The sequence below is a fragment of the Hydrogenophaga sp. FG152 genome (assembly GCF_057809615.1).
Window position 1 is genome coordinate 22,155 of the sequence record NZ_JBMDKH010000012.1, and the last position, 23,932, is coordinate 46,086.

General features: G+C 66.1%; 19 protein-coding genes. 6 read left to right on the plus strand and 13 right to left on the minus strand.

All coding sequences use genetic code 11. The annotated features are described in order from the left end of the window. Positions 1-5: 5 nt before the first annotated feature. From ACODTB_RS15215 to ACODTB_RS15235, 5 genes are all read right to left on the minus strand, one after another. Positions 6-797: an SDR family oxidoreductase gene (locus tag ACODTB_RS15215; protein WP_291119432.1), complete on the minus strand. Its 792-nt coding sequence runs from the start codon at positions 795-797 to the stop codon at positions 6-8. Between the two features lie 27 nt (positions 798-824). Further along, positions 825-1,127, minus strand: a complete 303-nt coding sequence (locus ACODTB_RS15220) for a Dabb family protein (RefSeq protein ID WP_291119429.1) — start codon at positions 1,125-1,127, stop codon at positions 825-827. Continuing rightward, positions 1,127-2,950, minus strand: coding sequence for an acyl-CoA dehydrogenase (locus tag ACODTB_RS15225; RefSeq protein WP_291119427.1), 1,824 nt, complete (start codon positions 2,948-2,950; stop codon positions 1,127-1,129). The genes ACODTB_RS15220 and ACODTB_RS15225 overlap by 1 nt, the downstream gene beginning before the upstream one ends. 159 nt (positions 2,951-3,109) lie before the next feature. Next, positions 3,110-4,285 (minus strand): acetyl-CoA C-acyltransferase, encoded by a 1,176-nt coding sequence (locus ACODTB_RS15230; RefSeq protein ID WP_488929455.1) that lies wholly within the window; start codon positions 4,283-4,285, stop codon positions 3,110-3,112. Positions 4,286-4,325: 40 nt separating this feature from the next. Continuing rightward, complete coding sequence (locus tag ACODTB_RS15235) at positions 4,326-6,437, minus strand: 3-hydroxyacyl-CoA dehydrogenase NAD-binding domain-containing protein (RefSeq protein WP_488929456.1); 2,112 nt, start codon at positions 6,435-6,437, stop codon at positions 4,326-4,328. A gap of 1,180 nt (positions 6,438-7,617) precedes the next feature. Here ACODTB_RS15235 and ACODTB_RS15240 point away from each other — a divergent pair. Further along, positions 7,618-9,177 (plus strand): hybrid sensor histidine kinase/response regulator, encoded by a 1,560-nt coding sequence (locus ACODTB_RS15240; RefSeq protein WP_291119418.1) that lies wholly within the window; start codon positions 7,618-7,620, stop codon positions 9,175-9,177. On the opposite strand, the gene ACODTB_RS15245 is transcribed toward ACODTB_RS15240, so the two are convergent. From ACODTB_RS15245 to ACODTB_RS15275, 7 genes are all read right to left on the minus strand, one after another. Next, positions 9,147-9,842: an ABC transporter ATP-binding protein gene (locus ACODTB_RS15245; protein ID WP_291119415.1), complete on the minus strand. Its 696-nt coding sequence runs from the start codon at positions 9,840-9,842 to the stop codon at positions 9,147-9,149. The genes ACODTB_RS15240 and ACODTB_RS15245 overlap by 31 nt on opposite strands. After that, positions 9,842-10,627: an ABC transporter ATP-binding protein gene (locus tag ACODTB_RS15250; RefSeq protein WP_291119412.1), complete on the minus strand. Its 786-nt coding sequence runs from the start codon at positions 10,625-10,627 to the stop codon at positions 9,842-9,844. The genes ACODTB_RS15245 and ACODTB_RS15250 overlap by 1 nt, the downstream gene beginning before the upstream one ends. 2 nt (positions 10,628-10,629) lie before the next feature. After that, complete coding sequence (locus tag ACODTB_RS15255) at positions 10,630-11,922, minus strand: branched-chain amino acid ABC transporter permease (protein ID WP_291119408.1); 1,293 nt, start codon at positions 11,920-11,922, stop codon at positions 10,630-10,632. A 3-nt stretch (positions 11,923-11,925) separates the two neighbouring features. Further along, on the minus strand, positions 11,926-12,960 hold the full coding sequence (locus ACODTB_RS15260; RefSeq protein ID WP_291119405.1) for a branched-chain amino acid ABC transporter permease: 1,035 nt from the start codon (positions 12,958-12,960) through the stop codon (positions 11,926-11,928). 168 nt (positions 12,961-13,128) lie between these two features. Next, positions 13,129-14,364, minus strand: a complete 1,236-nt coding sequence (locus ACODTB_RS15265) for a branched-chain amino acid ABC transporter substrate-binding protein (RefSeq protein WP_291119402.1) — start codon at positions 14,362-14,364, stop codon at positions 13,129-13,131. Positions 14,365-14,496: 132 nt separating this feature from the next. Continuing rightward, the gene (locus ACODTB_RS15270; protein ID WP_291119399.1) at positions 14,497-16,140 is read right to left on the minus strand and encodes a 3-(methylthio)propionyl-CoA ligase; all 1,644 of its coding nucleotides are present in this window, start codon (positions 16,138-16,140) and stop codon (positions 14,497-14,499) included. A 161-nt stretch (positions 16,141-16,301) separates the two neighbouring features. Further along, positions 16,302-18,023 carry a carboxylesterase/lipase family protein gene (locus ACODTB_RS15275; protein WP_291119396.1) on the minus strand — a complete coding sequence of 574 codons (1,722 nt, stop codon included), beginning with the start codon at positions 18,021-18,023 and terminating at the stop codon, positions 16,302-16,304. A 219-nt stretch (positions 18,024-18,242) separates the two neighbouring features. On the opposite strand from ACODTB_RS15275, the gene ACODTB_RS15280 reads away from it, so the two are divergent. Beyond that, a complete protein-coding gene (locus ACODTB_RS15280) occupies positions 18,243-19,217 on the plus strand; it encodes an AraC family transcriptional regulator (RefSeq protein WP_291119393.1) in 975 nt (324 codons plus the stop codon). Between the two features lie 29 nt (positions 19,218-19,246). On the opposite strand, the gene ACODTB_RS15285 is transcribed toward ACODTB_RS15280, so the two are convergent. Then, on the minus strand, positions 19,247-19,903 hold the full coding sequence (locus tag ACODTB_RS15285; RefSeq protein WP_291119390.1) for an iron-containing redox enzyme family protein: 657 nt from the start codon (positions 19,901-19,903) through the stop codon (positions 19,247-19,249). A 175-nt stretch (positions 19,904-20,078) separates the two neighbouring features. Here ACODTB_RS15285 and ACODTB_RS15290 point away from each other — a divergent pair, with 175 nt between their 5' ends. From ACODTB_RS15290 to ACODTB_RS15305, 4 genes are read left to right on the plus strand one after another with little or no spacing between them, the layout of a single operon-like run. Further along, on the plus strand, positions 20,079-21,566 hold the full coding sequence (locus tag ACODTB_RS15290) for a protein adenylyltransferase SelO (RefSeq protein ID WP_291119387.1): 1,488 nt from the start codon (positions 20,079-20,081) through the stop codon (positions 21,564-21,566). An 8-nt stretch (positions 21,567-21,574) separates the two neighbouring features. After that, positions 21,575-21,994 carry a peptide-methionine (R)-S-oxide reductase MsrB gene (gene msrB / locus ACODTB_RS15295; RefSeq protein ID WP_291119385.1) on the plus strand — a complete coding sequence of 140 codons (420 nt, stop codon included), beginning with the start codon at positions 21,575-21,577 and terminating at the stop codon, positions 21,992-21,994. Continuing rightward, positions 21,991-22,911, plus strand: a complete 921-nt coding sequence (gene cysK / locus ACODTB_RS15300) for a cysteine synthase A (protein WP_488929457.1) — start codon at positions 21,991-21,993, stop codon at positions 22,909-22,911. Before msrB ends, cysK begins: the two co-directional genes overlap by 4 nt. After that, positions 22,908-23,930 (plus strand): LLM class flavin-dependent oxidoreductase, encoded by a 1,023-nt coding sequence (locus ACODTB_RS15305; protein ID WP_488929458.1) that lies wholly within the window; start codon positions 22,908-22,910, stop codon positions 23,928-23,930. Before cysK ends, ACODTB_RS15305 begins: the two co-directional genes overlap by 4 nt. Positions 23,931-23,932: the final 2 nt, after the last annotated feature.

Here is a 23,932-nt window from a genome sequence, read left to right on the forward strand (position 1 = left end):
ACGAATCAGCCTCCGGTGATCACGCTGACACCGCCGTCCACCGCCAGCCATTGGCCGGTGATGTGCTTGCCGGCGTCGGAGGCGTAGAGCACGGTCAGCCCCTTGAGGTCTTCGTCGTCGCCCAGGCGGCGCAGCGGCGCGTGCGAGGCGAGTTTTTCCTCGCCCATGGTCTTGAGCGTGCCCACGGTCATCTTGCTCGGGAAGAAGCCCGGGCAGATCGCGTTGACGGTGATGCCGTACTTGCCCCACTCGGCGGCCAGCGCGCGGGTGAAGTTGATCACCGCGCCCTTGGAGGTGTTGTAGGCGATGGTGTTCATGCCCGATGGGTTGCCGCCCAGGCCGGCGATGGACGCGGTGTTGATGATGCGGCCCGACTTGCGCGCGATCATGCTGCGCCGGGCGATCACCTGGCTCAGGATGAAGTAGCTGCGCACGTTGAGGTTCATCACCTTGTCCCAGGCCTCCACCGGGTGGTCTTCGGCCGGTGCGCCCCAGGCGGCGCCCGCGTTGTTCACCAGGATGTCGATGTCGCCCAGGCGCTGCAGGCTTTCGTCGGCCAGGCGGTGGATGTCTTCTTCCTTCGAGCAGTCGGCCGCGATCCAGCGCGCGTCGATGCCGGCGGCCTGCAGTTCGGCGGTGGCGCTCTCCAGGTCTTCGGCCTTGCGCGAACTCACCAGCACGCGCGCGCCGGCCTCACCCAGGGCGTGGGCCATCTGCAGGCCCAGGCCGCGCGAGCCACCGGTGATCAGGGCGGTCCTGCCCTTGAGGTCGAAGAGTTGGGGAATGGTTCGGGTCATGGGGTCTCCTGTGGTGTCTGTGAAGAATCAGGTCTCGTAGTCCATGCACTGGCGGTCTTGAACGACCAGCCGCATGAAGGGCTTGAGGGCGGTGTGCGAGGGATGGTTCTGGTACGCGGCGAGCGCGTCGCGGCCGGTGAAGCTGCTGTTGAGCACCAGATCGTAGGTGCATTCCAGGTCGGTCCCGGCAATGGCCACGTCGAAGCGCACGATGCCTGGCACCAGCTGGGCACAGGCATCGAGCAAGGCCTTGGCCTTGGCGATGTTGGCCTCGTGGCTGCTGCCGTCGGGCGTGGCCTTGATCTTCCACATGACGATGTGGTGCAGCATCAGAAGGCCTCCTCGGGCAGGGCCGCGCAGGTCTGGTCGCGCTGGCTCACCACCTGCAGCCACGCGCCGATCTTGGGCAGCTCGTAGTGGAAGAAGAAACGCATCGCCGCCAGGCGGCCGGTGCGGGCGTTCGAGTCCGGTGCGGTGTGCGCGGCCAGCGCCACGTCCAGCCAGACCCAGGCCAGCACCGTGTGGCCGAAGGCCTGCAGGTAGGGCACGGCGTTGGCCAGCGCATCGGTGGGTTCGCCGGTGGCCCAGGCGGCCTTGGTGGCGGCACCCACCTGCGCGAGCGCCTGGCCCAGCGCATTGGCATGGGCGGCCAGTTCGGGGATGTGGATGGCGCGCTGGATGGTGTCGTTGATGCGGGCGGCCAGCAGGCTCAGGCCCTTGCCACCTTCCATCAGCACCTTGCGGCCCAGCAGGTCCATGGCCTGGATGCCGTGCGTGCCCTCGTGGATCATGTTCAGGCGGTTGTCGCGCCAGTACTGCTCCACCGGGAAATCGCGCGTGTAACCGTAGCCGCCGTGGATCTGGATCGCCAGGCTGTTGGCCTCCAGGCACCACTCGCTGGGCCAGCTCTTGGCGATGGGCGTGAGCACCTCCAGCAGCAGGCGCGCATCGTCTGCCGTGGCGGCGTCGCCCGTGTGCTGCTCGTCCACCAGGCGCGCGCAGTACAGCTCCAGCGCGAGCGCGCCTTCGCAATACGCCTTCTGCGCCAGCAGCATGCGCTTGACGTCCGCGTGTTCGATGATGCGCACCGGCGGCTGCGCCGGGTCCTTGCCGGCCGGGCCCATGGGGCGGCCCTGGGGACGGTTCTTCGCGTAGTCCAGGCTGGCGTGGTAACCCGCCATGCCCAGCATGGTGGCGGCCATGCCCACGCCGATGCGGGCCTCGTTCATCATGTGGAACATGCAGTGCAGGCCCTTGCCCGCCTGCCCCACCAGGTAACCCACCGCGCCGGCTTCGCCCTGCACCGGGTACTTGCCCTCGCCGAAGTTCAGCAGCGTGTTGGTGGTGCCGCGCCAGCCGCACTTGTGGTTCAGGCCAGCGAGCGCCACGTCGTTGCGTTCGCCCGTCAGTTCCCCGGCGGTGTTCACCAGTTTCTTGGGCACGATGAAGAGCGAGATGCCGCGCGTGCCGGGCACCAGCTTGCCGCTCTCATCGGGAATCTTGGCCAGCACCAGGTGGACGATGTTCTCGGTCAGCTCGTGCTCGCCGGCCGAGATCCACATCTTGTTGCCTTTGAGGCGGTAGCGCGGCCCGAGCGGGTCGCTCTCGAAACCGGCGCCGTCGGGCACGGCGCGGGTCATCACGTCGCTCAGCGACGAGCCGGCCTGAGGTTCGGAGAGGCACATGGTGCCCGAGAACCGCCCCGAGAACTCGTTGAGCGCGAACACGGTCTTCTGCGCCTCGGTGCCGTGCGCCATGAGCAGGTTGGCGTTGCCGGTGGTCAACATGCCGCTGCCGATGCTCACCGAGGCCATGGCGAAGAAGGCGTTGGCGGCCGCCTCCACCGTGTAGGGCAACTGCATGCCCCCCACCTCGTAATCCTGCGCGGCGCTGAGCATGCCGCTCTCCGCATAGGCCTTCTGCGCATCGTGCGTGGCCTGCGGCAGGATCACCTTCTCGCCGTCGAAGTGCGGCTCCTGCGTGTCCACCACGCGGTTGAACGGCGCGTACTTCTCGCGCGCGATGCGCTCGCAGGTGTCGAGCACGGCGTCAAAGGTCTCGCGGCTGTGGTCGGCGAAGCGCTCGCGCCCGCTCAGCGCGGGTGCGTCGAGCCAGTCGTAGAGCAGGAAATCGACGGTGGGGCGCAGCGACATGGAACCCTCTTCCTTCAAAAAAAGACAATCCTCCCGCGCGAGGGGAAGCTTATCCAGAATGCCGTGGAACCGGCTTCGCCGGTCCACAGACATTGCCCCCCTCCGGGGGGTGACGCGAAGCGGCGCGGGGGGTGTTGTGCGACCGCGCAGCGCGCGGCGTCACAACACTTCAAACACCCCGGCCGCGCCCATGCCACCGCCGATGCACATCGTCACGCAGACGCGCTTGGCGCCACGGCGTTTGCCTTCGATCAGGGCATGGCCGGTCAGGCGCTGGCCCGACACGCCATAGGGGTGGCCCACGGCGATCGCGCCGCCGTTGACGTTGAGGCGATCGCCCGGAATGCCCAGCTTGTCGCGGCAGTAGATCACCTGCACCGCAAACGCTTCGTTGAGCTCCCACAGGTCGATGTCGTTCATCTTCAGGCCCAGGCGCGCGAGCACCTTGGGGATGGCGAACACCGGGCCGATGCCCATTTCATCGGGCTCGCAGCCGGCCACCGCGAAGCCGAGGAAACGGCCCAGGGGTTTCAGGCCACGCTTCTCGGCCAGGGTCTCGTTCATGACCACGCAGGCGCCGCCACCATCGCTGAACTGGCTGGCGTTGCCGGCGGAGACCAGGCCACCCGGGATCGCCGGGCGGATGCCGCTGATGCCCTCTTTCGTGGTGCCGGCGCGGATGCCCTCGTCGTTCTCCACCGTCACCTGCTTGGTGATCAGGCCCATGACCTTGTCGGCCACGCCGGCGGTCACGGTGATGGGGGCGATCTCGGTCTTGAAAAGGCCCGCTTCCAGCGCGGCCGTGGCCCGTTGCTGGCTGGCGGCACCGTACTCGTCCATGGCGTCGCGCGAGATGTTGTAGCGCTTGGCCACCTGCTCGGCGGTCTGCAGCATGTTCCAGTAGATCTCGGGCTTGTTCTTCACCAGCCAGGGATCGGCCAGCATGTGGGTGTTCATCTCCTGCTGCACGCAGGAAATGCTCTCCACGCCGCCGGCCACGTACACATCGCCTTCGTTGGCGATGATGCGCTGCGCGGCCATGGCGATGGTCTGCAGGCCGGACGAGCAGAAACGGTTGACGGTGACGCCCGAGGTGGTGATGGGCAGGCCGGCGCGCAGCGCGATCTGGCGCGCGATATTGGCGCCGGTGGCGCCTTCGGGGTTGGCGCAGCCCATGATGACGTCGTCCACTTCAGCGGCTTCGATGCCGGCGCGCTGCACGGCGTGCTGCACCGCGTGGCCGCCGAGCGTGGCGCCATGGGTCATGTTGAAAGCGCCCTTCCAGCTCTTGGCCAGGGGGGTGCGGGCGGTGGAAACGATGACGGCGTTGGTCATGATGAAAATTCTCCTGATTCGGTCGTGAGCGGGCTGGGGGTCAGTTGAAGGTCTTGCCTTCGGCGACCAGTCGGGCCAGCAGCGGCGCTGGCTCCCAGAATTTCGCGTCGTCCAGCGGGTTCTTCGCAAAGCGCTTCATGCTCTGCACCACGTTGAACAGGCCCACGGTGTCCGCGTAGATCATCGGACCGCCGCGGTGGATCGGGAAGCCGTAGCCGAAGATGTAGACCACGTCGATGTCGCTGGCCTTGTTGGCGATGCCCTCTTCCAGGATGTGCGCGGCCTCGTTCACCAGCGAATACACCAGGCGCTGCACGATTTCCTCGTCGGAAATCTTGCGCGGCGTGATGCCGAGCGACTTGCGATGGTCCTCGATCATCTTCACCACCTCGGCGTTCGGGATCGCGTCGCGCTTGCCCGGCACGTAGTCGTACCAGCCGGCGCCGGTCTTCTGGCCGAAACGGCCCTTCTCGCACAGCAGGTCGGCCGTCTTGCTGTACTTCATGTCCGGCTTTTCCTGGTAGCGGCGCTTGCGGATCGCCCAGCCGATGTCGTTGCCGGCCAGGTCGCCCATGCGGAACGGGCCCATCGCGAAACCGAACTTCTCGATCGCCTTGTCCACCTGCTCGGGCGTGCAGCCCTCGTCCAGCAGGAAGCCGCCCTGGCGGCCGTACTGCTCGATCATGCGGTTGCCGATGAAGCCGTCGCACACGCCGGAGACCACGGCCGTCTTCTTGATCTTCTTGGCCACGGCCATCACGGTGGCCATCACGTCCTTGGCGGTCTTCTCGCCGCGCACCACTTCCAGCAGTTTCATCACGTTGGCCGGGCTGAAGAAGTGCAGGCCCACCACGTCCTGCGGGCGCTGGGTGAAGTTGGCGATCTGGTTCACGTCCAGCGTGGAGGTGTTGGACGCCAGGATCGCGCCCGGCTTCATCACGCGGTCGAGTTCCTTGAAGACCTTTTCCTTCACGCCGATCTCTTCGAACACGGCCTCGATCACGAGGTCGGCCGAGCCGATGTCGTCGTAGCTCAGCGTGGTGCTCAGCAACGCCATGCGCTGCTCGTACTTGTCCTGCTTGAGCTTGCCCTTCTTCACCTGGGCTTCGTAGTTCTTGCGGATGGTCGCGATGCCGCGGTCCAGCGCCTCCTGCTTCATCTCCAGGATCTTCACCGGGATGCCGGCGTTGAGGAAGTTCATGGAGATGCCACCGCCCATGGTGCCGGCGCCGATGACGGCCACCGAGGCGATCTCGCGCTTGGGCGTGTCTTCCGGCACGTCGGGGATCTTGCTCGCGGCGCGTTCGGCCGTGAACAGGTGGCGCAGCGCGCGGCACTCGGGCGTCCACATCAGGTTGATGAAGATCTCGCGCTCGAAGACCATACCGTCGTCGAACTTCTTCTTGGTCGCGGCTTCCACCGCGTCCACGCACTTGGCGGGCGCCGGGAAATTCTTGGACATGCCCTTGACCATGTTGCGCGCGAACTGGAAGTACGCATCGCCCTTGGGGTGCTTGCACGGCAGGTCGCGCACGCGGGGCAGCGCGCTGCCGTCGGCGTGCTTCGCGACCATCTCGCGGGCCAGGGCCAGGGCCTCCTCAGCCAGGCTCTCGGGCGAGGCGGACAACTTGTTGAACAGCATCTGGCCGGGCACCTGGGCCAGCATCTCGCTCTTGACCGGCTCACCGCTCACGATCATGTTGAGCGCGGGCTCCACGCCCAGGGCGCGCGGCAGGCGCTGCGTGCCACCGGCACCGGGAATCAGGCCCAGTTTCACCTCGGGCAGCGCCACGTTGGTGCCGGGCGCGGCGATGCGGTAATGGCAGCCCAGGGCCAGCTCCAGGCCGCCGCCCATGGCCACGGAGTGGATCGCGGCGATGACCGGCTTGGACGCGTTTTCCACCGCCAGGATCACCGACAGCAGGTTCGGCTCGGCCAGCGCCTTGGGCGAACCGAACTCACGGATGTCCGCCCCACCCGAAAACGCCTTGCCGGCACCCGTCAGCACGATGGCCTTCACGGCCGCATCGGCCTCGGCCTTGGCCAGCCCGTCGGTGATGCCCTGGCGGGTGGACAGCCCCAGACCGTTGACCGGCGGGTTGTTCATGGTGATGACGGCCACATCGCCGTGGACCTGGTACTCAGCGGTCATGAAAAAGCTCCTTCGTTGTATGTCGGACAGTGCCTGAGGGCGTTGACTGTGACGCTCTTCGTCAAAAAGAACGATCGTTCGATTCTAGGAGGCGCCCAGGGTGTTGGGACAGGGGAGTTTGTCTCAAGAGGGACATGCGCGGTGACTCATTCTTGTGAACGACCGCCTCATTCCTTCCGCCCTCACTCCTGTACCTCAAAAGCCATTCTGGTGCCGCCGCAGCGCTTTGCCTCATACGGGCGTGTTCCACGGCATCCATTCAACGTCCATAGCAACCAAGAAGGAGCTCTCATGCACAACACCGAACAGTCCCACCATCTACTTCCCGTCCACCGTCAAGCACCCACTTGGCCATCCCACCTTCTCGCTAGGCCCGCCCTTCGTCAGGTCACGTCAATAGGAGATACCAATCCGTCACTACAGCTGAACACGCGCGTGCTGGGAACACCACAAGAGCGCGTAGCGATCACGGAATTGCGGCAATACGCACCTGCCGGCGTAGAAGACGACCTGGGTTTGCAGCTCAGTCCATTTGAGCGCGACAGAGACGAAATCGGTGTGGTGACTGCGATCTTCCGGGGCTCCCGCGCTATCGGAACCCTGCGATGCGTACCAAGTGGCCATGGCCTGACGGGGGGTGAGCGCCTGATGCAGCTCACTGGCGCAACGCTCCCGTTGCTAGAGCCAGGGAGCTGGGAAGTAGGACGCCTGATCGTGGATCCCCGAGAAAGAAGCTTTCAGACGCTGACGAGTTGCCTGAACTTGGCAATGGGTGAGCTGACACGTCGACACCCGGTGCGTCAGTTCTACGCGATCGCCTCGCCAGCGATGGCACGCCTATGGAGGCGGTTTGGGCTGCACGTCGTCATGCACATGCAAGGCAAGAGTGGAGAGCCCTTTGTATTGGTGCTGGGCCAGGCAGTTGATGTTGTACGGATCCTCCATTGACGAATACATAAAATTAAATCTATAGTTCCAGTTTTCTAGGATTAAACCTTTGCAATAAAACACCAAAGGTTTAAACAATTCATTCATCAATGGAACATACGGTGAAAACATGGGGAAACTAATGCGCGACCTTTTCGCACGATACGTACGCCACCACGAAGCCAACAGATCTCTCTTGGAATGGATCGGAGCCGTAGGCGCGGTTGCCTTCCCCCTGCTCTACCTCCTTCGCATGAACAGCAACTTCCCGGTGCTGTACGACGATATTGGATGGCGAATCGTGGCCACCGTCTTGTGCGCAGTACTTGCGCTGCGAAGGAGATGGCCGAGCGCAGCACAGCCCTACTACTTCGCCTACTCCTACTTCACCATTTTTTACTGTCTTGCGTTTCTGCTCCCGCTAACCATGCTGCACAACAAGGCGGCGACTCCGACAGTGGTGAACATGATATGGAGCGCGGCGTTGATCGTCTTGCTAACGGATTGGCGTAACACCATCATTGTGCTGAGCAGCGGATATGCACTTAGCGTGGCGGTTTTCTGGGCAACGGTATCAACCCCTCATCTACCCATCGATTTCATTCTCTGGTGGATACCCATGTGCGGAGTTTTGGTTGCTTGCGGCAGCATTTCCAAGTACGTGGAGAAGCGAGCAGAACTCGAACGCATGCGCCGCCTGTACGCCGGCCTCGCCGGCTCCGTCGCCCACGAAATGCGCACCCCCTTGGCCCAGATCCAGCACGTCTTTCGCTGCATCGAGGCCGAGGTCTCCCCCGACTCGGAGGCAGCACGCCTCGTCCGTCAGGGCCACTCCGCCATCCAGCGCGGCCTGCAGTCCATCACCATCACATTGCGGCAGGTCAGCCACCGCAAACCAGCGCCACTGGAGCTGCGGCCCTTGTCCGCGGAGCAGTGCGCTCGCAAGGCTTTGGACGAGTACGCCTACGACTCGCCCGAAGCCCGCGAATGCGTGCATCTGCGGGTCGAAGAAGACTTCCACTTCCAAGGCGATGCCACCACGTTCGAGCTGATGCTGTTCAACCTGTTGAAGAACGCGCTGTACTACCTGCCTGTGCGTCCCACCATGGAGATCGGCGTCACGGTGAAAACCACGCCGACCACCTGCATCGTGGTGCGTGACACCGGCCCAGGCATTCCGCCCGACGTGTTGAGCCGCCTCTTTCAGGAATTCCAGACCCATGGCAAGGCCGAGGGCACGGGCCTGGGGCTGGCCTTCTGCTACAGAACCATTCACGAGTGGGGCGGCGCCATTGCCTGCCGATCAGAGCACGGCCACTTCACCGAGTTCACGATCAACCTGCCATCCTGCCCCTCGCCGGCACCCGCACCCGCCCAAGCCGCACCCGCCATGCCGGAGCCGATGCCCTCGCTGAAGGGTCACACCGTCTTGATCGTCGATGACATTTGGTTCAACCGCAGCGTCGCGCGCACGGTGACCGCCAGCCTGGGCATGACCGTGCTGGAGGCCGAGCACGGCCAACAGGCGCTGGACATGCTGCAAGGTGGCGCCATGCCAGACATCGTGCTGATGGACATGAGCATGCCCGGGCTCGATGGCATGAGCACCACGCGCCGGCTGAGAGCCCTACCGGGTGCCGCCGGCCGCGTACCGGTGCTCGCACTCACGGCAGACGATTCGGCGGATGTGCTTGCAGAGGCCCGGGAAGCCGGCATGCAGGGCGTGCTGGGCAAGCCCATCGATGTCGATGCGCTGACGACCGCGCTCCGCACCTCGCTGAATCAGACCTCCAGCCACTCCTTGCGGGTGTAAGGATCGGCGCGCAGGCTCTCCGGCGTGCCCTGGAACACGATGCTGCCGTGCCCCATGACCAGCGCGCGGTCGGAAATCGCCATGGCGATGGTGAGCTTCTGCTCGATCAGCAGCACCGAGATCCCGCGCGACTTGAGCGTCTGCAGGTACTGGCCGACCAGCTCCACGATCTTGGGCGCCAGGCCCTCGGTGGGCTCGTCGATGATGATGAGGTCGGGGTCGCCCATGAGGGTGCGGCACAGGGTGAGCATCTGCTGCTCGCCGCCCGAGAGCACGCCCGCTTCGGTGTGCTGGCGCTCGCGCAGGCGCGGGAACATGCCGTACATGTCCTCGAAGCTCCAGCGCGAGCCCTTGCCGCTGCCCTTCTGCCCCAGCATCAGGTTCTGGTGCACGGTGAGCGTGGGGAAGATGTCGCGGTTCTCGGGCACGTAGCCCAGGCCCAGGTGGGCCACCTCATAGGCTTTCTTGCCCATGATCTGCTGGCCCTTCCAGTGGATGCTGCCCTGGCATTCCACCAGGCCCATGACGGCCTTGGCGGTGGTGGAGCGGCCCGAGCCGTTGCGGCCCAGCAGCGCGACGATCTCGCCGGGCTGCACGTCAAAGCTCACGCCGTGCAGGACGTGGCTCTTGCCGTAGTAGGCGTGGAGGTTTTCGATCTTGAGCATCAGTGCGCCGCTCCCTGTGCGTCTGCCACGTGCGAGCCCAGGTAGGCCTCCTGCACGCGCTGGTTGGCCCGGACGGCGGCGGGCGTGTCGAAGGCCAGCACCTCGCCGTAGACGACCACGGCGATGCGGTCGGCCAGGCCGAACACCACGCCCATGTCGTGCTCCACCGTGAGCAGGGTCTTGCCCACGGTCACTTCCTTGATGAGGCTGATGAAGCGGCTGGTTTCGCTCTTGCTCATGCCGGCGGTGGGCTCGTCGAGCAGGATCACGTTGGCACCGCCAGCGATGGTGATGCCGATCTCCAGCGCGCGCTGTTCGGCGTAGGTGAGGTTCATGGCCAGTGTGTCGCGCTTGCGGTCGAGCTTGATCATTTCCATGAGCTGCTCGGCGCGCTCGTTGGCGTCGTCCAGATCGGCCAGGAACTTGAGGAAGGTGTACTTGTAGCCCAGGCTCCAGAGCACCCCGCAGCGCAGGTTCTCGAACACGCTGAGCTTGGGAAAGATGTTGGTGATCTGGAAGCTGCGCGAGAGGCCGGCGCGGTTGATCTCGAACGGTTTCTTGCCGTCGATGCGCTGGCCGTTGAGCAGCACCTCGCCGCTGCTGGGCGCGAAGCGCCCGCTGATGAGGTTGAACAGCGTGGACTTGCCCGCGCCGTTGGGGCCGATGATGCCGACGCGTTCGCCGGCCTTCACGGCCAGGTTCACGCCCCGGATGATTTCGGTCTTGCCGAAGCTCTTGCGCAGGTCCTTGAGTTCCAGCGCATAGGTCGATGATGGTGCATTCATGCTCACAGCGCCTCCCTCCGCTTGATTTCCTTTTCGATGTATTCCTGGATCTCGCCCCACTGGCGCAGGAACGTGCGGCGCGTGAGCTCGAACAGGCCCAGGCCGGTGACCATGACCAGGGCCGCACCGAACCAGCTGTTGACGCCGTGGGCGTCCAGCGGCACGCCGAGGAAGCGCAGTTCGGAACCCAGCGTGGTGTTGAGCTGCAGGTGGTAGACCATCTCGATCATGGCTGCCGCACCCACCAGCATCACCAGGGCGGTGCCGGCCAGCGCGAGGTAGCTCACCCAGAGTTCGCGCAGGCGCCCGAAGGCCGCCACGCGCAGGTTCATCATGATCAGGCTGGCGATGCCGCCGGGGGCGTAGATCACCATGAACAGGAAGATCAGGCCCAGGTAGAGCAGCCAGGCCTTGGTGAACTCCGAGAGCAGCACGAAGGCCAGCACCATGAGGATGCCGCCGATGATGGGCCCGAAGAAGAAGGTGGCGCCCCCCAGGAAGGTGAACAGCAGGTAGGCACCCGAACGCGCCGCACCCACCACCTCCGCGGTGACGATCTCGAAGTTCAGCGCGCCCAGGCCGCCCGAGATGCCGGCAAAGAAGCCCGCGATGATGAAGGCGATGTAGCGCACCCGCTGGGTGTCGTAGCCCACGAACTCCACGCGTTCGGGGTTGTCGCGCACGGCATTGAGCATGCGGCCCAGTGGCGTGCGGGTGAAGGCGAACATGAGCCCGACCGAGATGAAGGTGTAAATGGCGATCAGGTAGTACACCTGCACCTGCGGCCCGAACGTGATGCCCATGAAGGGCTTGCCGGCCATGCGGTCGCCCGAGACGCCGCCTTCGCCGCCGAAGAATTCGGGGATCATCAGCGAGAGCGCGAACACGAGCTCGCCCAGGCCCAGGGTGATCATGGCGAAGGTGGTGCCCGACTTGCGGGTGGTCACGTAGCCGAACAGCACCGCGAAGCCCACACCGGCCAGACCGCCCACGATGGGGATCAGCGACACCGGCAAGGGGAGCGAGCCGGCGGTCACGCTGTTGAGCGCGTGGATCGCCAGGAAGGAGCCCAGGCCGGTGTAGACCGCATGCCCGAAGCTGAGCATGCCGCCCTGCCCCAGCAGGATGTTGTAGGACAGGCAGGCGATGATGGCGATGCCCATCTGCGAGAGCACCGTCATGGCCAGGCCGCTGGTGAAGATCTTCGGCGCCACGATGAGCAGCAGCGCGAAAAGGCCCCAGGTCAGCCAGCGCCCGACGTTGAGCGGTTTGAATTCGTAGAACTTGGTCGTCATCGCTCAGCCCTCCCGCTTGCCGAGCAGGCCACGCGGCCGGAAGATCAGGATCAGCACCAGGAACAGGTACGGCAGGATGGGCGCGACCTGGGACAGCGTGAGCTTGATGTACGAGTTGTTGGCCACCGCCTCGGGCAGCGGCAGGCCGATCTGCTGGGCCAGCGTGGCCAGCGAGTACTCGAAGGCCACGGCGAAGGTCTGGATCACGCCGATGAGGATGGAGGCGACGAAGGCGCCCGAGAGCGAGCCCATGCCGCCGACCACCACCACCACGAAGATCACCGAGCCCACCGTGGCGGCCATGGCCGGCTCGGTGAGGAAGGTGCTGCCGCCGATGACGCCGGCCAGGCCAGCCAGCGCGGAGCCCGCACCGAACACCAGCATGAACACGCGCGGCACGTTGTGGCCGAGCGATTCGACGGCTTCAGGGTGCGTGAGCGCGGCCTGGATCACCAGGCCGATGCGGGTGCGGGTGAGCAACAGCCAGACCGAGGCCAGCATCACCACCGCCACCAGCATCATGAAACCGCGCGTGGCCGGGAACGGCGAGCAGACGACGCGGATGGCCGCGTCGGCGGCGCTGCACAGCTCGGGCGGCGCGGCGCCCCAGACCATGCGCAGGCCTTCGACGGAGTTGTTGATCAGGGTGAAGACCGGACCGCGAAGCTCTTCCGGCGGGCGGAACTCGACCGCGATGCGGCCCCAGACGAGCTGCACCAGCTCGACGATGACGTAGGACAGGCCGAAGGTCACCAGCAGTTCAGGCACGTGGCCGTACTTGTGCACCTTGCGCAGGCACTGGCGTTCGAACGCCGCGCCCAGCAGGCCCACCACGATGGGCGCGATCAGCAGCGCGGGCCAGAAGCCCACGAACTGCGCCACCGTGTAACCCACGTAGGCCCCCAGCATGTAGAAACTGGCGTGCGCGAAGTTGAGCACGCCCATCATGCTGAAAATCAGCGTGAGACCCGAACTCAGCATGAACAGCAGGAGCCCGTAGCTCAGCCCGTTCAGCATCGAGATGATGAAAAACTCCATTCCCTCAAACCTTCCTCATCGTTGAAAGTGAAAGAGCCCGAAACGGCAACCCGCTCGGGCTCTTTCGGCGCTCGACTCCCCCTCAAGAGACACCGCGGAACCGGCTCTGCCGGGCCGCCAGTGTCGCCCCCTCGAGGGGGTCGCGCGAAGCGCGGCGGGGGTGCTTCCTCAGCCCGGTCGCTTCATCTGGCAGCTCGTCGGCGTGCTCGACACGTAGTTCGGGTACTCCGCCACCGGCGCCAGCGTCATGCCGGTCTTCTCGGGGCTGTAGGGGTACTTGGCGTCGGCTTTCTGCCAGACCGACATGTACAGCGGCTGCTGCAGCTGGTGGTCGTTCTTGCGCATCTGCACCTCGCCGTTGAAGCTCTTGACGGTGAGGCCTTCCATGGCGGCGGCCACCTTCACGGGGTCGGTGGACTTGGCCTTGGCCATGGCCGCGCCGAGGAACTCGAAGATGCGGATGGTGGAACCGGTGTAGAAGTCGTCGTTGTACTTCTGGTTGAATTCCTTCATCCACTTGTCCATCTGCCCACCCATGTTGTAGTGGTTGTAGGCGATCTGGTAGACGCGGCCGGCGCCGTTGGTGCCCAGCGCGGTGGGCGTGCCGGTGACGCCGGCGTAGTAGGTGAAGAACTTGCCCGTGTAGCCGTTTTCGTTGGCGGCCTTGACCAGCAGCGAGAGGTCGGAACCCCAGTTGCCGGTGATCACGGTGTCGGCGCCCGAGGCCTTGATCTTGGCGATGTAGGGAGCGAAGTCGCGCGTCTGGGCCAGGGGGTGAAGGTCTTCACCCACCACCTGAATGTCCGGGCGCTTGCGCGCGAGGGCTTCCTTGCCGAACTTCACGACCTGGTGGCCGTGCGAGTAGTTCTGGTTCAGGAAGTACACCTTCTTGATGTCGGGCTGCTTGGCCATGAAGCTGGCCATGGCTTCCATCTTCATCGAGGTGTCGGCATCGAAGCGGAAGTGCCAATAGCTGCACTTGCTGTTGGTCAGGTCCGGGTCCACGGCGGAGTCGTTGAGGTACAGAACCTCCTTGCCGGGGTTGCGGGCGTTGTGCTTCTCGACCGCGTCGGCCAGCGCCAGCGCGACGGAGGAGCCATTGCCCTGGATGATGTAGCGCGCGCCCTGGTCGATCGCGGCCTTGAGCGCGTTCAGGCTTTCGGCCGGGCTCAGCTTGTTGTCGATCGGGGTGACTTCGAATTTCACGCCAGCCGGGTTGCCCTTGCCGCTGAACTTCTCGGCGAAGAACTGGTAGCCCTTGATCTGGCTCACACCGACCGGGCCGAGCAGGCCGGTCAGGGGGTCGATCCGGATCATCTTGACGGTTTCACCCGCCTGGGCAAACGATGCACCGGCGGCCACCAGCATGGCGGCGCCCGCAACGATCTTCACGGTCAGTTTCATACCTATGTCTCCTTGTTGACGAATCGAACAGGCGCAGCGTAAGGGCTTCTGGTGCGGTGCAGCGTAGGGGATTGCCCGGGCTTCTATCGCGCAGGCGACAAGACGCCACGCGATGGTGCACCCGGGCCCCGTTCACGCCCCCGGCAACACGTAGTCCTTGAGCTGCTCGCGCAGGGTCATCTTCTGCATCTTCCCGGTGGCGCCGAGCGGGATCGCGTCGACGAACACCACGTCGTCCGGGATCTGCCACTTGGCGATCTTGCCTTCGTAGAAGGCCAGCAGCTCCTCGCGCGTGAGATCGGTGCCGGGCTTCTTCACCACCACCACGATGGGACGCTCGTCCCACTTGGGATGCTTCATGCCGACGCAGGCGGCCATGGCCACGGCGGGGTGCGCCATGGCGATGTTTTCCACGTCGATCGAGCTGATCCACTCGCCGCCGGACTTGATCACGTCCTTGCTGCGGTCGGTGATCTGCATGAAGCCGTCGGCGTCGATGGTGGCCACGTCGCCAGTGGGGAACCAGCCGTGCCCCCGCGCGTCGTAGCGCAGCGGGTCGCCGCCCTCGCCCTTGAAGTAGCTCGCGATGATCCAGGGGCCGCGCACCAGCAGGTCGCCGTAGGTCTTGCCGTCCCAGGGCAGTTCTTCGCCGACCTCGTTGACGATCTTCATGTCGGCGCCGAAGATGGCACGGCCCTGCTTGAGGCGGACTTTGAGCTGCTCGGCGGGCGAGAGTTCCAGCTGCGCGTTCTTCAGCGTGCAGACCGTGCCCAGCGGCGACATCTCGGTCATGCCCCAGGCGTGCAGCACTTCCACGCCGTACACGTCGTTGAACGCGCTGATCATGGCCGGCGGGCAGGCCGAACCGCCGATGACGGTGCGCTTGAGCGTGCTGAACTTCAGGTGGTTGGCCTGCAGGTGGCTCAGCAGCATCTGCCAGACGGTGGGCACGCCAGCGGCCATGGTCACCTTCTCGGCTTCAATGAGTTCGTAGACCGACTTGCCGTCCAGCGCCGCACCGGGGAACACCAGCTTGCAGCCGATGGCCGCGGCCGCGTACGGCAGGCCCCAGGCATTGACGTGGAACATGGGCACCACGGGCAGCACGCTGTCGCGCGCCGAGAGGCACATGGCGTCGGGCAGCGCCGCACCAAACGCATGCAGGATGGTGGAGCGGTGCGAGTACAGCGCGGCCTTGGGGTTGCCGGTGGTGCCGCTCGTGTAGCACATGCTCGAGGCCGAGTTCTCGTCGAAGCTCGGCCAGGCGTAGGTGTCGGGCTCCTTGCCCATCCAGGCCTCATAGCTCTGCAGACCGGGAATGCCGCTGTCGGCCGGCAGCTTGTCGGCGTCGCACAGGGCGATCCAGTGTTTCACCGTCGGGCACTTGGCGGCCACCGCCTTGACCAGCGGCAGGAAGGTCATGTCGAAACAGACGGCCTTGTCTTCCGCGTGGTTGACGATCCAGACCAATTGCTCGGGGTGCAGGCGCGGGTTGAGGGTGTGCAGCACGCGGCCAGTGCCGCTCACGCCGAAATACAGTTCCAGATGGCGGTAACCGTTCCAGGCCAGCGTGGCCACGCGGTCGCCCTGGGCCAGGCCCAGGCCGTCGAGCGCGTTGGCCACCTGGCGCGAGCGGCTTGCGATCTGGCCCCAGGTGCTGCGGTGGATATCGCCTTCCACACGGCGGGACACGATTTCGCCACTTGCATGATGCCGCTCGGCATGCACGATCAGCGAGGAAATCAAAAGGGGTTGGCTCTGCATCTGGCCCAGCATGGGGAGTCTCCTGTCGATGAGGGGGTTGGTATCGGCGCCCATCGTAGCGGGTTGCCCCGCACGGCTGCCCCTGGGATATCCAGGGGGGACGCCCTCGGTGTCCATTGCGGGACACGGCACCTCGGCCTTCATCAACATGGTGTTGCGTCGAATGGGGTGAATCAAGGCACGGCGGTGATCTGAGCCGCCGTGAGCGAAGCGTTGAACCGCACCTGACCTGGCCACGCGGGCCAGGTGGCCCCCAGCGTGGCGTGGTTGGGGTTGCCGGTGCGGGCGAACTGCCCCACGCTGGCCATCATGTGGCCCGACAGCGCCAGGCGCCCTGCCCGGTTGGCGTTGCCGCCGATGGCGTTGGCGAACAGCGAGGGGCCGAAGTTGCCGAACACGAACGGCAGGTCGAAGGCGTGCGCGGCGCCGTACACCGTGTTCCATGGCGCGGGTTGCTGCGCCCAGTCGAACTGGTAGTGCCAGATGTCGGCCTGCTGCGTGCGCAGCGTGTTGAGCACGTTGTCGCGGCCAGCGCCGAAGGAGGCGGCGGTGAGCTGCGCGGCGCGCGCCGTCCAGCCGGTCACCGCCGTGTTGGACGGCAGGTAGGCGGCGTTCAGGATGTCGCCCTCCGTGAGCAGCGTGGGGCCGTCCGGCGCGAAGTTGAACAGCATGTCGAACAGCTGGGCATCGGTCACGATGAAACCGGCGGGCCCACCCAGCAGGGTGAGGAAGCTGGGGAACAGCTTGCCCTCTTCCGCCGTGGTGCCGGCCAGCACCGGCAACTTGTTGTAGGTGCCGGCCGCGAACGCGGCAATCGGGTCCAGCGGCAGCACCGTGCCGTCCGGGATCGGGCCCGAGCCCGTGAGGCCGTTGGCCAACAGGGTGGTGAGCACGGCCGCGCCGGTCTTGCCGCGCAGGTAGTCCGCCACCTGCGGCGCCGACTGCGTGGCGATGTAGGCCTGCGCCGTTGGCAGGTCGACGGCCAGGCCATCGGCGATCACCAGCCGCGCCAGCAGCGTGTTGGCCTGCGTCAGCGAGGTGGACGCCGGGTTTAGCGAGGGGATGGTGCCCGGCGGCAGGTTGCTCGCCAGCGAAATCCCACCCGAGATCGGCACCGCCTTGTGGAACAGGCCGGCCCCCAGCGGCGAGGCCACCAGCGACCAGACGTTGGTCGCGCCCGCCGACTGACCCATCAGCGTCACGTTGGCCGCGTTGCCACCGAAGGCGGCGGCGTTCTGCTGCACGAACTTGAGGCCTTGCACGATGTCGAGCAGCGCGAAGTTGCCCGAATCCTCCGCGCTGTCGAGCCCGGTCTTGAGCTGTGGCAGGTTCATGAAGCCCAGCACGCCCAGGCGGTAGTTGAGCGTGACCACCACCGCGTTGGCGCTGCGCGCCAGGGCCGCGCCGTCGTAGATCGGGTCGGCGGTATAGCCGGTGATGTTGCTGCCGCCGTGCACGAACACGATCACGGGCAGCCCGGTGGCGGCGCTGGCCGGCCGCCACACGTTGAGGAACAGGCAGTCCTCGCTGCCCACCGGCGTGTTCAGCGTCGCGCCGATCGTGGCGTCGAAACGGTTGTTGGCGCCTGGCCCGTAGAGGCGTCCGTTCTGCAGGCAGGCCGCGCCGAACTGGGTGGTGTCGCGCGTGCCGCTCCAGGCCGCCACCGCTGCGGGCGCCTTCCAGCGCCGAGCGCCCACCGGCGGCTGCGCGAAGGGGATGCCCTTCCAGGCATAGGTGCCATTGATGGCCGCGTCGTTGCGGCCCTTGATCGTGCCCTGGACGATCTGCCGCACCTCCGGCCCCGGGACGGACGGCGTCTCGTCGGACCCGCCGCCGCAGGCCATCAAACTCAGGCAGGCTGCGCCCGCCACCCACCACCGTGTGTTGCTGCCCATGTCTTGTCTCCTGTGATTCTTTGAAGCGATAACCCGCTTGCGCCAGCGCCTGAAATCCTTTTGAATTCCAGCTTCCCGCCGATGCCCACCGTCCTCGGAAATTCTAGGAACGGGTGCCCGATGCGCCGCTATCGCAACACGACCAATCGAGTGACTTCACGACGCCACCACCCCAGCCGAAGAAGCAGCTCCGCCCTCTGGGTCAGATGCCTCGCCGACATGTTCGCCTCCCGGGGCCTGGACGCGCCGCGCCTGCTGGCCGGCGCGCGCATCGATGACGCCCTGTTGCAGGACCCGGACGGTCGGGTGGAAGTCGATGACATCACGCGCCTGTGGGAATTGGCGGTGGCCTGGTCGGGCAACCCGGCCCTGGGCATGGACCGCGAGCTGCCGGCGCGGCATGTCAACTTCGACATGGTGGGTTACGTGATGCTGGCCAGCCCGACCCTCAAGGCCGGGCTGATGAACCTCTCGCGCTACTACGCCGTGATCTCGGACGCAATCACGCTCGACCTCGAACCCGACGGCAGCAACCAGTGGATGGTGCTGGGCCTGATCGGCAACACCCGGCCGCTGCCGCGCCAGCGGCTGGAATACAGCCTGCTGACCGTGGCCACGCTGTGCCGCTGGATCACGCGGCGCGACGTGCAGCCCCAGGCGGTGGAGTTCGTCGACCCCGAGCCGGCGGATGCCCGCCCCTACGTGGCCGCGTTCGGCTGCCCGGTGCGCTTCGGCCAGCCGCGCAACCGGCTGCTGCTGACCAACCGGGACCTGGAGATGCCGCTGCTCTCCAGCGACCCGGTGCTGTTCGACATGCACCAGCGCGTGATCGAATCGCGCCTGGTGCGGCTGGGCCATGCCAGCACCGGCCAGCGCGTGACCGAGGAAATCATCCACCGCCTGCACCTGGGCGAGCCGCGCCGCGAAGACATCGCCAGCAGCCTGGCCATGGCCGACCGCACCCTGCAGCGCCGCCTGCGCGAGGAAGACACCAACTTCCAGCAGTTGCTCGACGACGCCCGGCGCGACCTGGCGCAGAAATACCTGGCCGAAGACCGCTACACCCTGGCCCAGGTGGCCGACCTGCTGGGCTTTGCCGACCAGAGCAACTTCTTCCGCGCCAACAAACGCTGGTTCGGCGTGTCACCGGGCCAGTACCGCGCGCGGCTGGCCGAGGCCGAGCCGCTGGCCTGAACCAATGGATCTCTGCCCAACCGGCCTGATCAGAGGTGTCGAACCGCCGCCTGATTCAGCAGCTGGCCGGTCAGGAACAGGCTTGTGGTGGCCACTTGCCGGGCAAGTTCCTGCTCCCGGGAACTGATCGCAAATCGCTCCAGGGCTTGTTCCACCTGGAAGGCCTGCATCAGGTCGGCCTGCGCATGTTTGCTGAAAAACGTGACGTCCTGATGCGCAAGGTTCAGATCGTCACTGATCTTGGCGATCAGTTCCTTGACGTGATCGTGAGACCGCTCAGCCCAGAAGCTGTACCCCAAGCGAGCCACCGCGCCGTAACGCAACCCCACATAGTAGAGATAGCCGATCAGCGCTTCGGTGGCTGGCAACGGCGGGCGATTCAAGTCGGTCTCGTCGTAAATGCCAATGCTCTTCAGGTCGTGTACCACCATGCGCTCGTGGCCGAGTTCTTCCGCTGCCTGACGGTAGAAGAACTTCAGCAAGGCCTCAGGTGCCGGCACAAAGGTGGCGACAGCCTGGTTCATCGCGTTGTGCCGCGAGTGATGCCACATCTGAAGCATCAGGTCCCGATAGAACCCGAGGGTGACCGGACGTTCCATCACCCGGCACCAGAACACACCCTGCTTGATCTCGCCCCACTGTGCGTCTACCGAGGTGCGCATGTTTTCGATGAAAGTGCTGCCCATCTCTGCCTCCTCTTTTGCGACCTCTCGTGAAGACCGCTTTTGGATTATTTACCAAATGACACGTTGGTTTGTTAGTAGTAATTGTGGATTGCTTTTTTCAACCGCATGCGGTTGAAAGCAACCTGCATTGACCCTGCACCCGGCCATGTCGCCCCCGATAGGGACAATGGCAGGCATGAACCGACCCGTCGACATGGCCGCCAGCCTGGATCTGGGCCTGGCCTGGCACAACCGTTTCGCCAGCCTGGGCGAGGCCTTCTACACCCTCAGAGCCCCCACCCCCCTGCCCTCGCCCCACTGGGTGGGCACCAGCCCGACCGTGGCCGATCTGCTGGGTCTGGACCGGGCCTGGCTGTCCTCGCCCGCCGCGCTGGATGCCTTCACCGGCAACCTGCCCATTGCCGGCACGCAGCCGCTGGCCAGCGTGTACAGCGGCCACCAGTTCGGCCAATGGGCCGGCCAGCTGGGCGACGGCCGCGCCATCCTGCTCGGCGAGGTGGACACGCCCTCGGGCCCGCAGGAGGTGCAGCTCAAGGGCGCCGGCCTCACACCGTATTCGCGCATGGGCGACGGCCGCGCGGTGCTGCGCAGTTCGATCCGCGAGTTCCTCTGCAGCGAGGCCATGCACGCCCTGGGCATTCCCACCAGCCGCGCGCTGTGCGTCACCGGCTCGCCCGCGCCGGTGCGCCGCGAGGAGATCGAGACCGCCGCCGTGGTCACGCGCGTGGCGCCCAGCTTCATCCGCTTCGGCCACTTCGAGCATTTTTCGCACCACGGCCTGCACGGTGAACTGCGCCAGCTGGCCGACTTCGTGATCGACCGCTTCTACCCCGCCTGCCGCGAAGCACCGGGCAGCCCCTACGCGGCCCTGCTGGAGGCCGTGAGCGCGCGCACCGCCGAGATGGTGGCGCAGTGGCAGGCCGTGGGCTTCTGCCACGGGGTGATGAACACCGACAACATGAGCATCCTGGGCCTGACCATCGACTACGGCCCGTTCCAGTTTCTCGACGCCTTCAACCCCGGCCACATCTGCAACCACTCGGACACCGGCGGGCGCTACGCCTACAACCGCCAGCCCAACATCGCCTACTGGAACCTGTTCGCGCTGGGCCAGGCGCTGCTGCCGCTGATGGACGACCAGCAGCAGGCGCTGGACGCGCTGGAACCCTACAAGGCGCTGATGCCGGCCGCGCTGCAGCGCCGCATGAACGCCAAGCTGGGCCTGGGCCGCACGGAAGACGGCGACGCCGAACTCACCGAATCGCTGATGAAGCTGATGGCGGCCGACGCGGTGGACTTCACCATCTTCTGGCGCCGCCTGAGCCACGCCGTGGCCGGCCCGATCGATGCCGTGCGCGACCTGTTCCTGCAACGCGAAGCCTTCGATGCGTGGGCCCAGCGCTGGCGCGAGCGCCTTCAGGCCGAGCCCGGCTTCGATGCCGCTGCCACGCAGAGCCGCATGCTGCGCACCAACCCGCAGGTGGTGCTGCGCAACCATTTGGGGGAGATCGCCATCCAGCGCGCCAAACAGGGCGACTTCAGCGAGGTCGCGCGGTTGCAAAACGCGCTCGAACACCCATTTGAAGAACTTCCCGGCCAGCAAGACCTGGCCGCTTTCCCGCCCGATTGGGCCAGCCAGATCGAAATCAGCTGCTCGTCCTAGGAGACCCGATGACCTTTCCCATCCAGAAAACCGAAGCCGAATGGCGCGAAGTGCTGGCCGCCAAAGGCGCCGAGCCACGGGCCTTCGACGTGACCCGCCACGCCCACACCGAACGCCCCTACACCGGCAAGTTCGAGCAGGTCTGGGCCGACGGCAGCTACCACTGCATCTGCTGTGGCAACAAGCTGTTCGACGCCGACACCAAGTTCGACGCGGGCTGCGGCTGGCCCAGCTTCTCGCTGGCCGTGCCGGGCGCCATCACCGAGATCACCGACCGCAGCCACGGCATGGTGCGCGTGGAAACCGTCTGCAGCCAGTGCGGCGCACACCTGGGCCACGTGTTCGAGGACGGCCCCGCCCCCACCGGCCTGCGCTACTGCATGAACTCCGCTTCGCTGGAACACCAACCCAAGAAGGACACGCCATGAAAGCCCAGAACGTTCTCGACACCATCGGCCGTACCCCACACATCCGCGTGCAGCGCCTGTTCGGCGACGCGAGCCAGCAGGTGTGGATCAAGTCCGAGCGCAGCAACCCGGGCGGCTCCATCAAGGACCGCATCGCCCTGTCCATGGTGGAAGACGCCGAGCGCTCGGGCGCGCTGCAGCCCGGCGGCACCATCGTCGAACCCACCTCGGGCAACACCGGCATCGGCCTGGCCATGGTGGCCGCCGTCAAGGGCTACAAGCTGATCCTGGTGATGCCCGACAGCATGTCGGTCGAGCGCCGCCGCCTGATGCTGGCCTACGGCGCCACCTTCGACCTGACCCCGCGCGAGAAGGGCATGAAGGGCTCGATCGCGCGCGCCGAGGAAATCGTGGCCGCCACCCCCGGTGCGTGGATGCCGCAGCAGTTCAACAACCCGGCCAACGTGGACGTGCACGTGCGCACCACGGCCGAGGAGATCGCGGCCGACTTCCCCGACGGCATCGACGTGCTCATCACCGGCGTGGGCACGGGCGGCCACATCACGGGCGTGGCGCGCGTGCTCAAGGCGCGCTGGCCGAAACTGAAGGTGTTCGCTGTGGAGCCTTCGGCCTCGCCTGTCATCTCCGGTGGCAATCCCTCGCCCCACCCGATCCAGGGCATCGGCGCGGGCTTCATCCCGAACAACCTCGACACCAGCCTGCTCGACGGCGTGATCCAGGTCGACGCCGAACCCGCGCGCGAAATGGCGCGCCGCAGCGCGCGCGAAGAAGGCATCCTGGTCGGCATTTCCTCGGGTGCCACCTTGGCCGCCATCGCGCAGAAGCTGCCCGAGCTGCCGGCCAAGGCCGTGGTGCTCGGTTTCAACTACGACACCGGCGAGCGGTATCTCTCCATCGAAGGCTTCCTCCCGGCATGAAAAACCTCTCCGACATCCGCCTGTCCATGCTCGACCTGGTGGCCGTGCGCGAGGGCGGCACCGTGGCCGACGCGCTGGCGGTCGCCCTGCGCACCGCGCAGCACGCCGAGTCGCTCGGTTTCACGCGCTACTGGCTGGCCGAGCACCACAACATGAGCGGCATCGCCAGCTCGGCCACCGCCGTACTCATCGGCCACATCGCGGGCGGCACGAAGCGCATGCGCATCGGCTCGGGCGGCGTCATGCTGCCCAACCACGCGCCGCTGGTGGTGGCCGAGGCCTTCGGCACCCTGGCCGAGCTCTACCCCGGCCGCATCGACCTCGGCCTGGGCCGCGCGCCCGGCACCGACCCGCACACCATGCGCGCGCTGCGGCGCGACCGCGTGGAGACCGAGGCGGACTTCCCGCGCGACGTGGCCGAACTGCAGCACCTGCTGGGCCCGGCCTCGCCCGGCCAGCGGCTGATCGCCAACCCCGGCGCGGGCACCAACGTGCCGATCTGGCTGCTGGGTTCGAGCCTGTTTTCCGCGCAGCTGGCGGCCGAGCGCGGCCTGCCTTATGCGTTTGCCTCGCACTTCGCGCCGCGCCTGCTGCTGCAGGCGCTGGATGTCTACCGCACGCGCTTCCAGCCCTCGCCCACGCTGGCCGAGCCTTACGCCGTCGTGGGCGTGCCGCTGGTGGCCGCGCCCACCGACGAAGAGGCCGAGTACCTCGCGAGCAGCACCTACCAGCGCGTGCTCGGCATCCTCACCGGCAAGCGCGGCCAGCTGCCGCCACCGGTGAAGGGCTTCATGCAAGGCCTGCACGCGCAGGAGCAGGCGGCGATCGCCGATTTCCTCGCCGCTGCCGTGATCGGCGGGCCGGAGACGGTGCGCGCGGGCCTGCAGTCGCTGGCCCAGGTGACGCAGGCCGACGAGTTCATGATCGTGAGCGACCTGTTCGACCCCGCGCTGCGCCTGCGCTCGCTGAGCATCGCCGCTGAGGCGATGGCCACGCAGCCCGCCGCGCAGGCGGCCTGAAG

Bases quoted from the DNA above. Each gene is read 5' to 3' on its own strand.
- ACODTB_RS15275 (WP_291119396.1), bottom strand. From the start codon at position 18,023: ATGGGCAGCAACACACGGTGGTGGGTGGCGGGCGCAGCCTGCCTGAGT.
- ACODTB_RS15255 (WP_291119408.1), bottom strand. From the start codon at position 11,922: ATGACGACCAAGTTCTACGAATTCAAACCGCTCAACGTCGGGCGCTGG.
- cysK (WP_488929457.1), top strand. From the start codon at position 21,991: ATGAAAGCCCAGAACGTTCTCGACACCATCGGCCGTACCCCACACATC.
- ACODTB_RS15285 (WP_291119390.1), bottom strand. From the start codon at position 19,903: ATGGGCAGCACTTTCATCGAAAACATGCGCACCTCGGTAGACGCACAG.
- ACODTB_RS15260 (WP_291119405.1), bottom strand. From the start codon at position 12,960: ATGGAGTTTTTCATCATCTCGATGCTGAACGGGCTGAGCTACGGGCTC.
- ACODTB_RS15220 (WP_291119429.1), bottom strand. From the start codon at position 1,127: ATGCTGCACCACATCGTCATGTGGAAGATCAAGGCCACGCCCGACGGC.
- ACODTB_RS15250 (WP_291119412.1), bottom strand. From the start codon at position 10,627: ATGAATGCACCATCATCGACCTATGCGCTGGAACTCAAGGACCTGCGC.
- ACODTB_RS15235 (WP_488929456.1), bottom strand. From the start codon at position 6,437: ATGACCGCTGAGTACCAGGTCCACGGCGATGTGGCCGTCATCACCATG.
- ACODTB_RS15305 (WP_488929458.1), top strand. From the start codon at position 22,908: ATGAAAAACCTCTCCGACATCCGCCTGTCCATGCTCGACCTGGTGGCC.
- ACODTB_RS15280 (WP_291119393.1), top strand. From the start codon at position 18,243: ATGTTCGCCTCCCGGGGCCTGGACGCGCCGCGCCTGCTGGCCGGCGCG.
- ACODTB_RS15270 (WP_291119399.1), bottom strand. From the start codon at position 16,140: ATGCTGGGCCAGATGCAGAGCCAACCCCTTTTGATTTCCTCGCTGATC.
- msrB (WP_291119385.1), top strand. From the start codon at position 21,575: ATGACCTTTCCCATCCAGAAAACCGAAGCCGAATGGCGCGAAGTGCTG.
- ACODTB_RS15230 (WP_488929455.1), bottom strand. From the start codon at position 4,285: ATGACCAACGCCGTCATCGTTTCCACCGCCCGCACCCCCCTGGCCAAG.
- ACODTB_RS15240 (WP_291119418.1), top strand. From the start codon at position 7,618: ATGAACAGCAACTTCCCGGTGCTGTACGACGATATTGGATGGCGAATC.
- ACODTB_RS15245 (WP_291119415.1), bottom strand. From the start codon at position 9,842: ATGCTCAAGATCGAAAACCTCCACGCCTACTACGGCAAGAGCCACGTC.
- ACODTB_RS15215 (WP_291119432.1), bottom strand. From the start codon at position 797: ATGACCCGAACCATTCCCCAACTCTTCGACCTCAAGGGCAGGACCGCC.
- ACODTB_RS15225 (WP_291119427.1), bottom strand. From the start codon at position 2,950: ATGTCGCTGCGCCCCACCGTCGATTTCCTGCTCTACGACTGGCTCGAC.
- ACODTB_RS15290 (WP_291119387.1), top strand. From the start codon at position 20,079: ATGAACCGACCCGTCGACATGGCCGCCAGCCTGGATCTGGGCCTGGCC.
- ACODTB_RS15265 (WP_291119402.1), bottom strand. From the start codon at position 14,364: ATGAAACTGACCGTGAAGATCGTTGCGGGCGCCGCCATGCTGGTGGCC.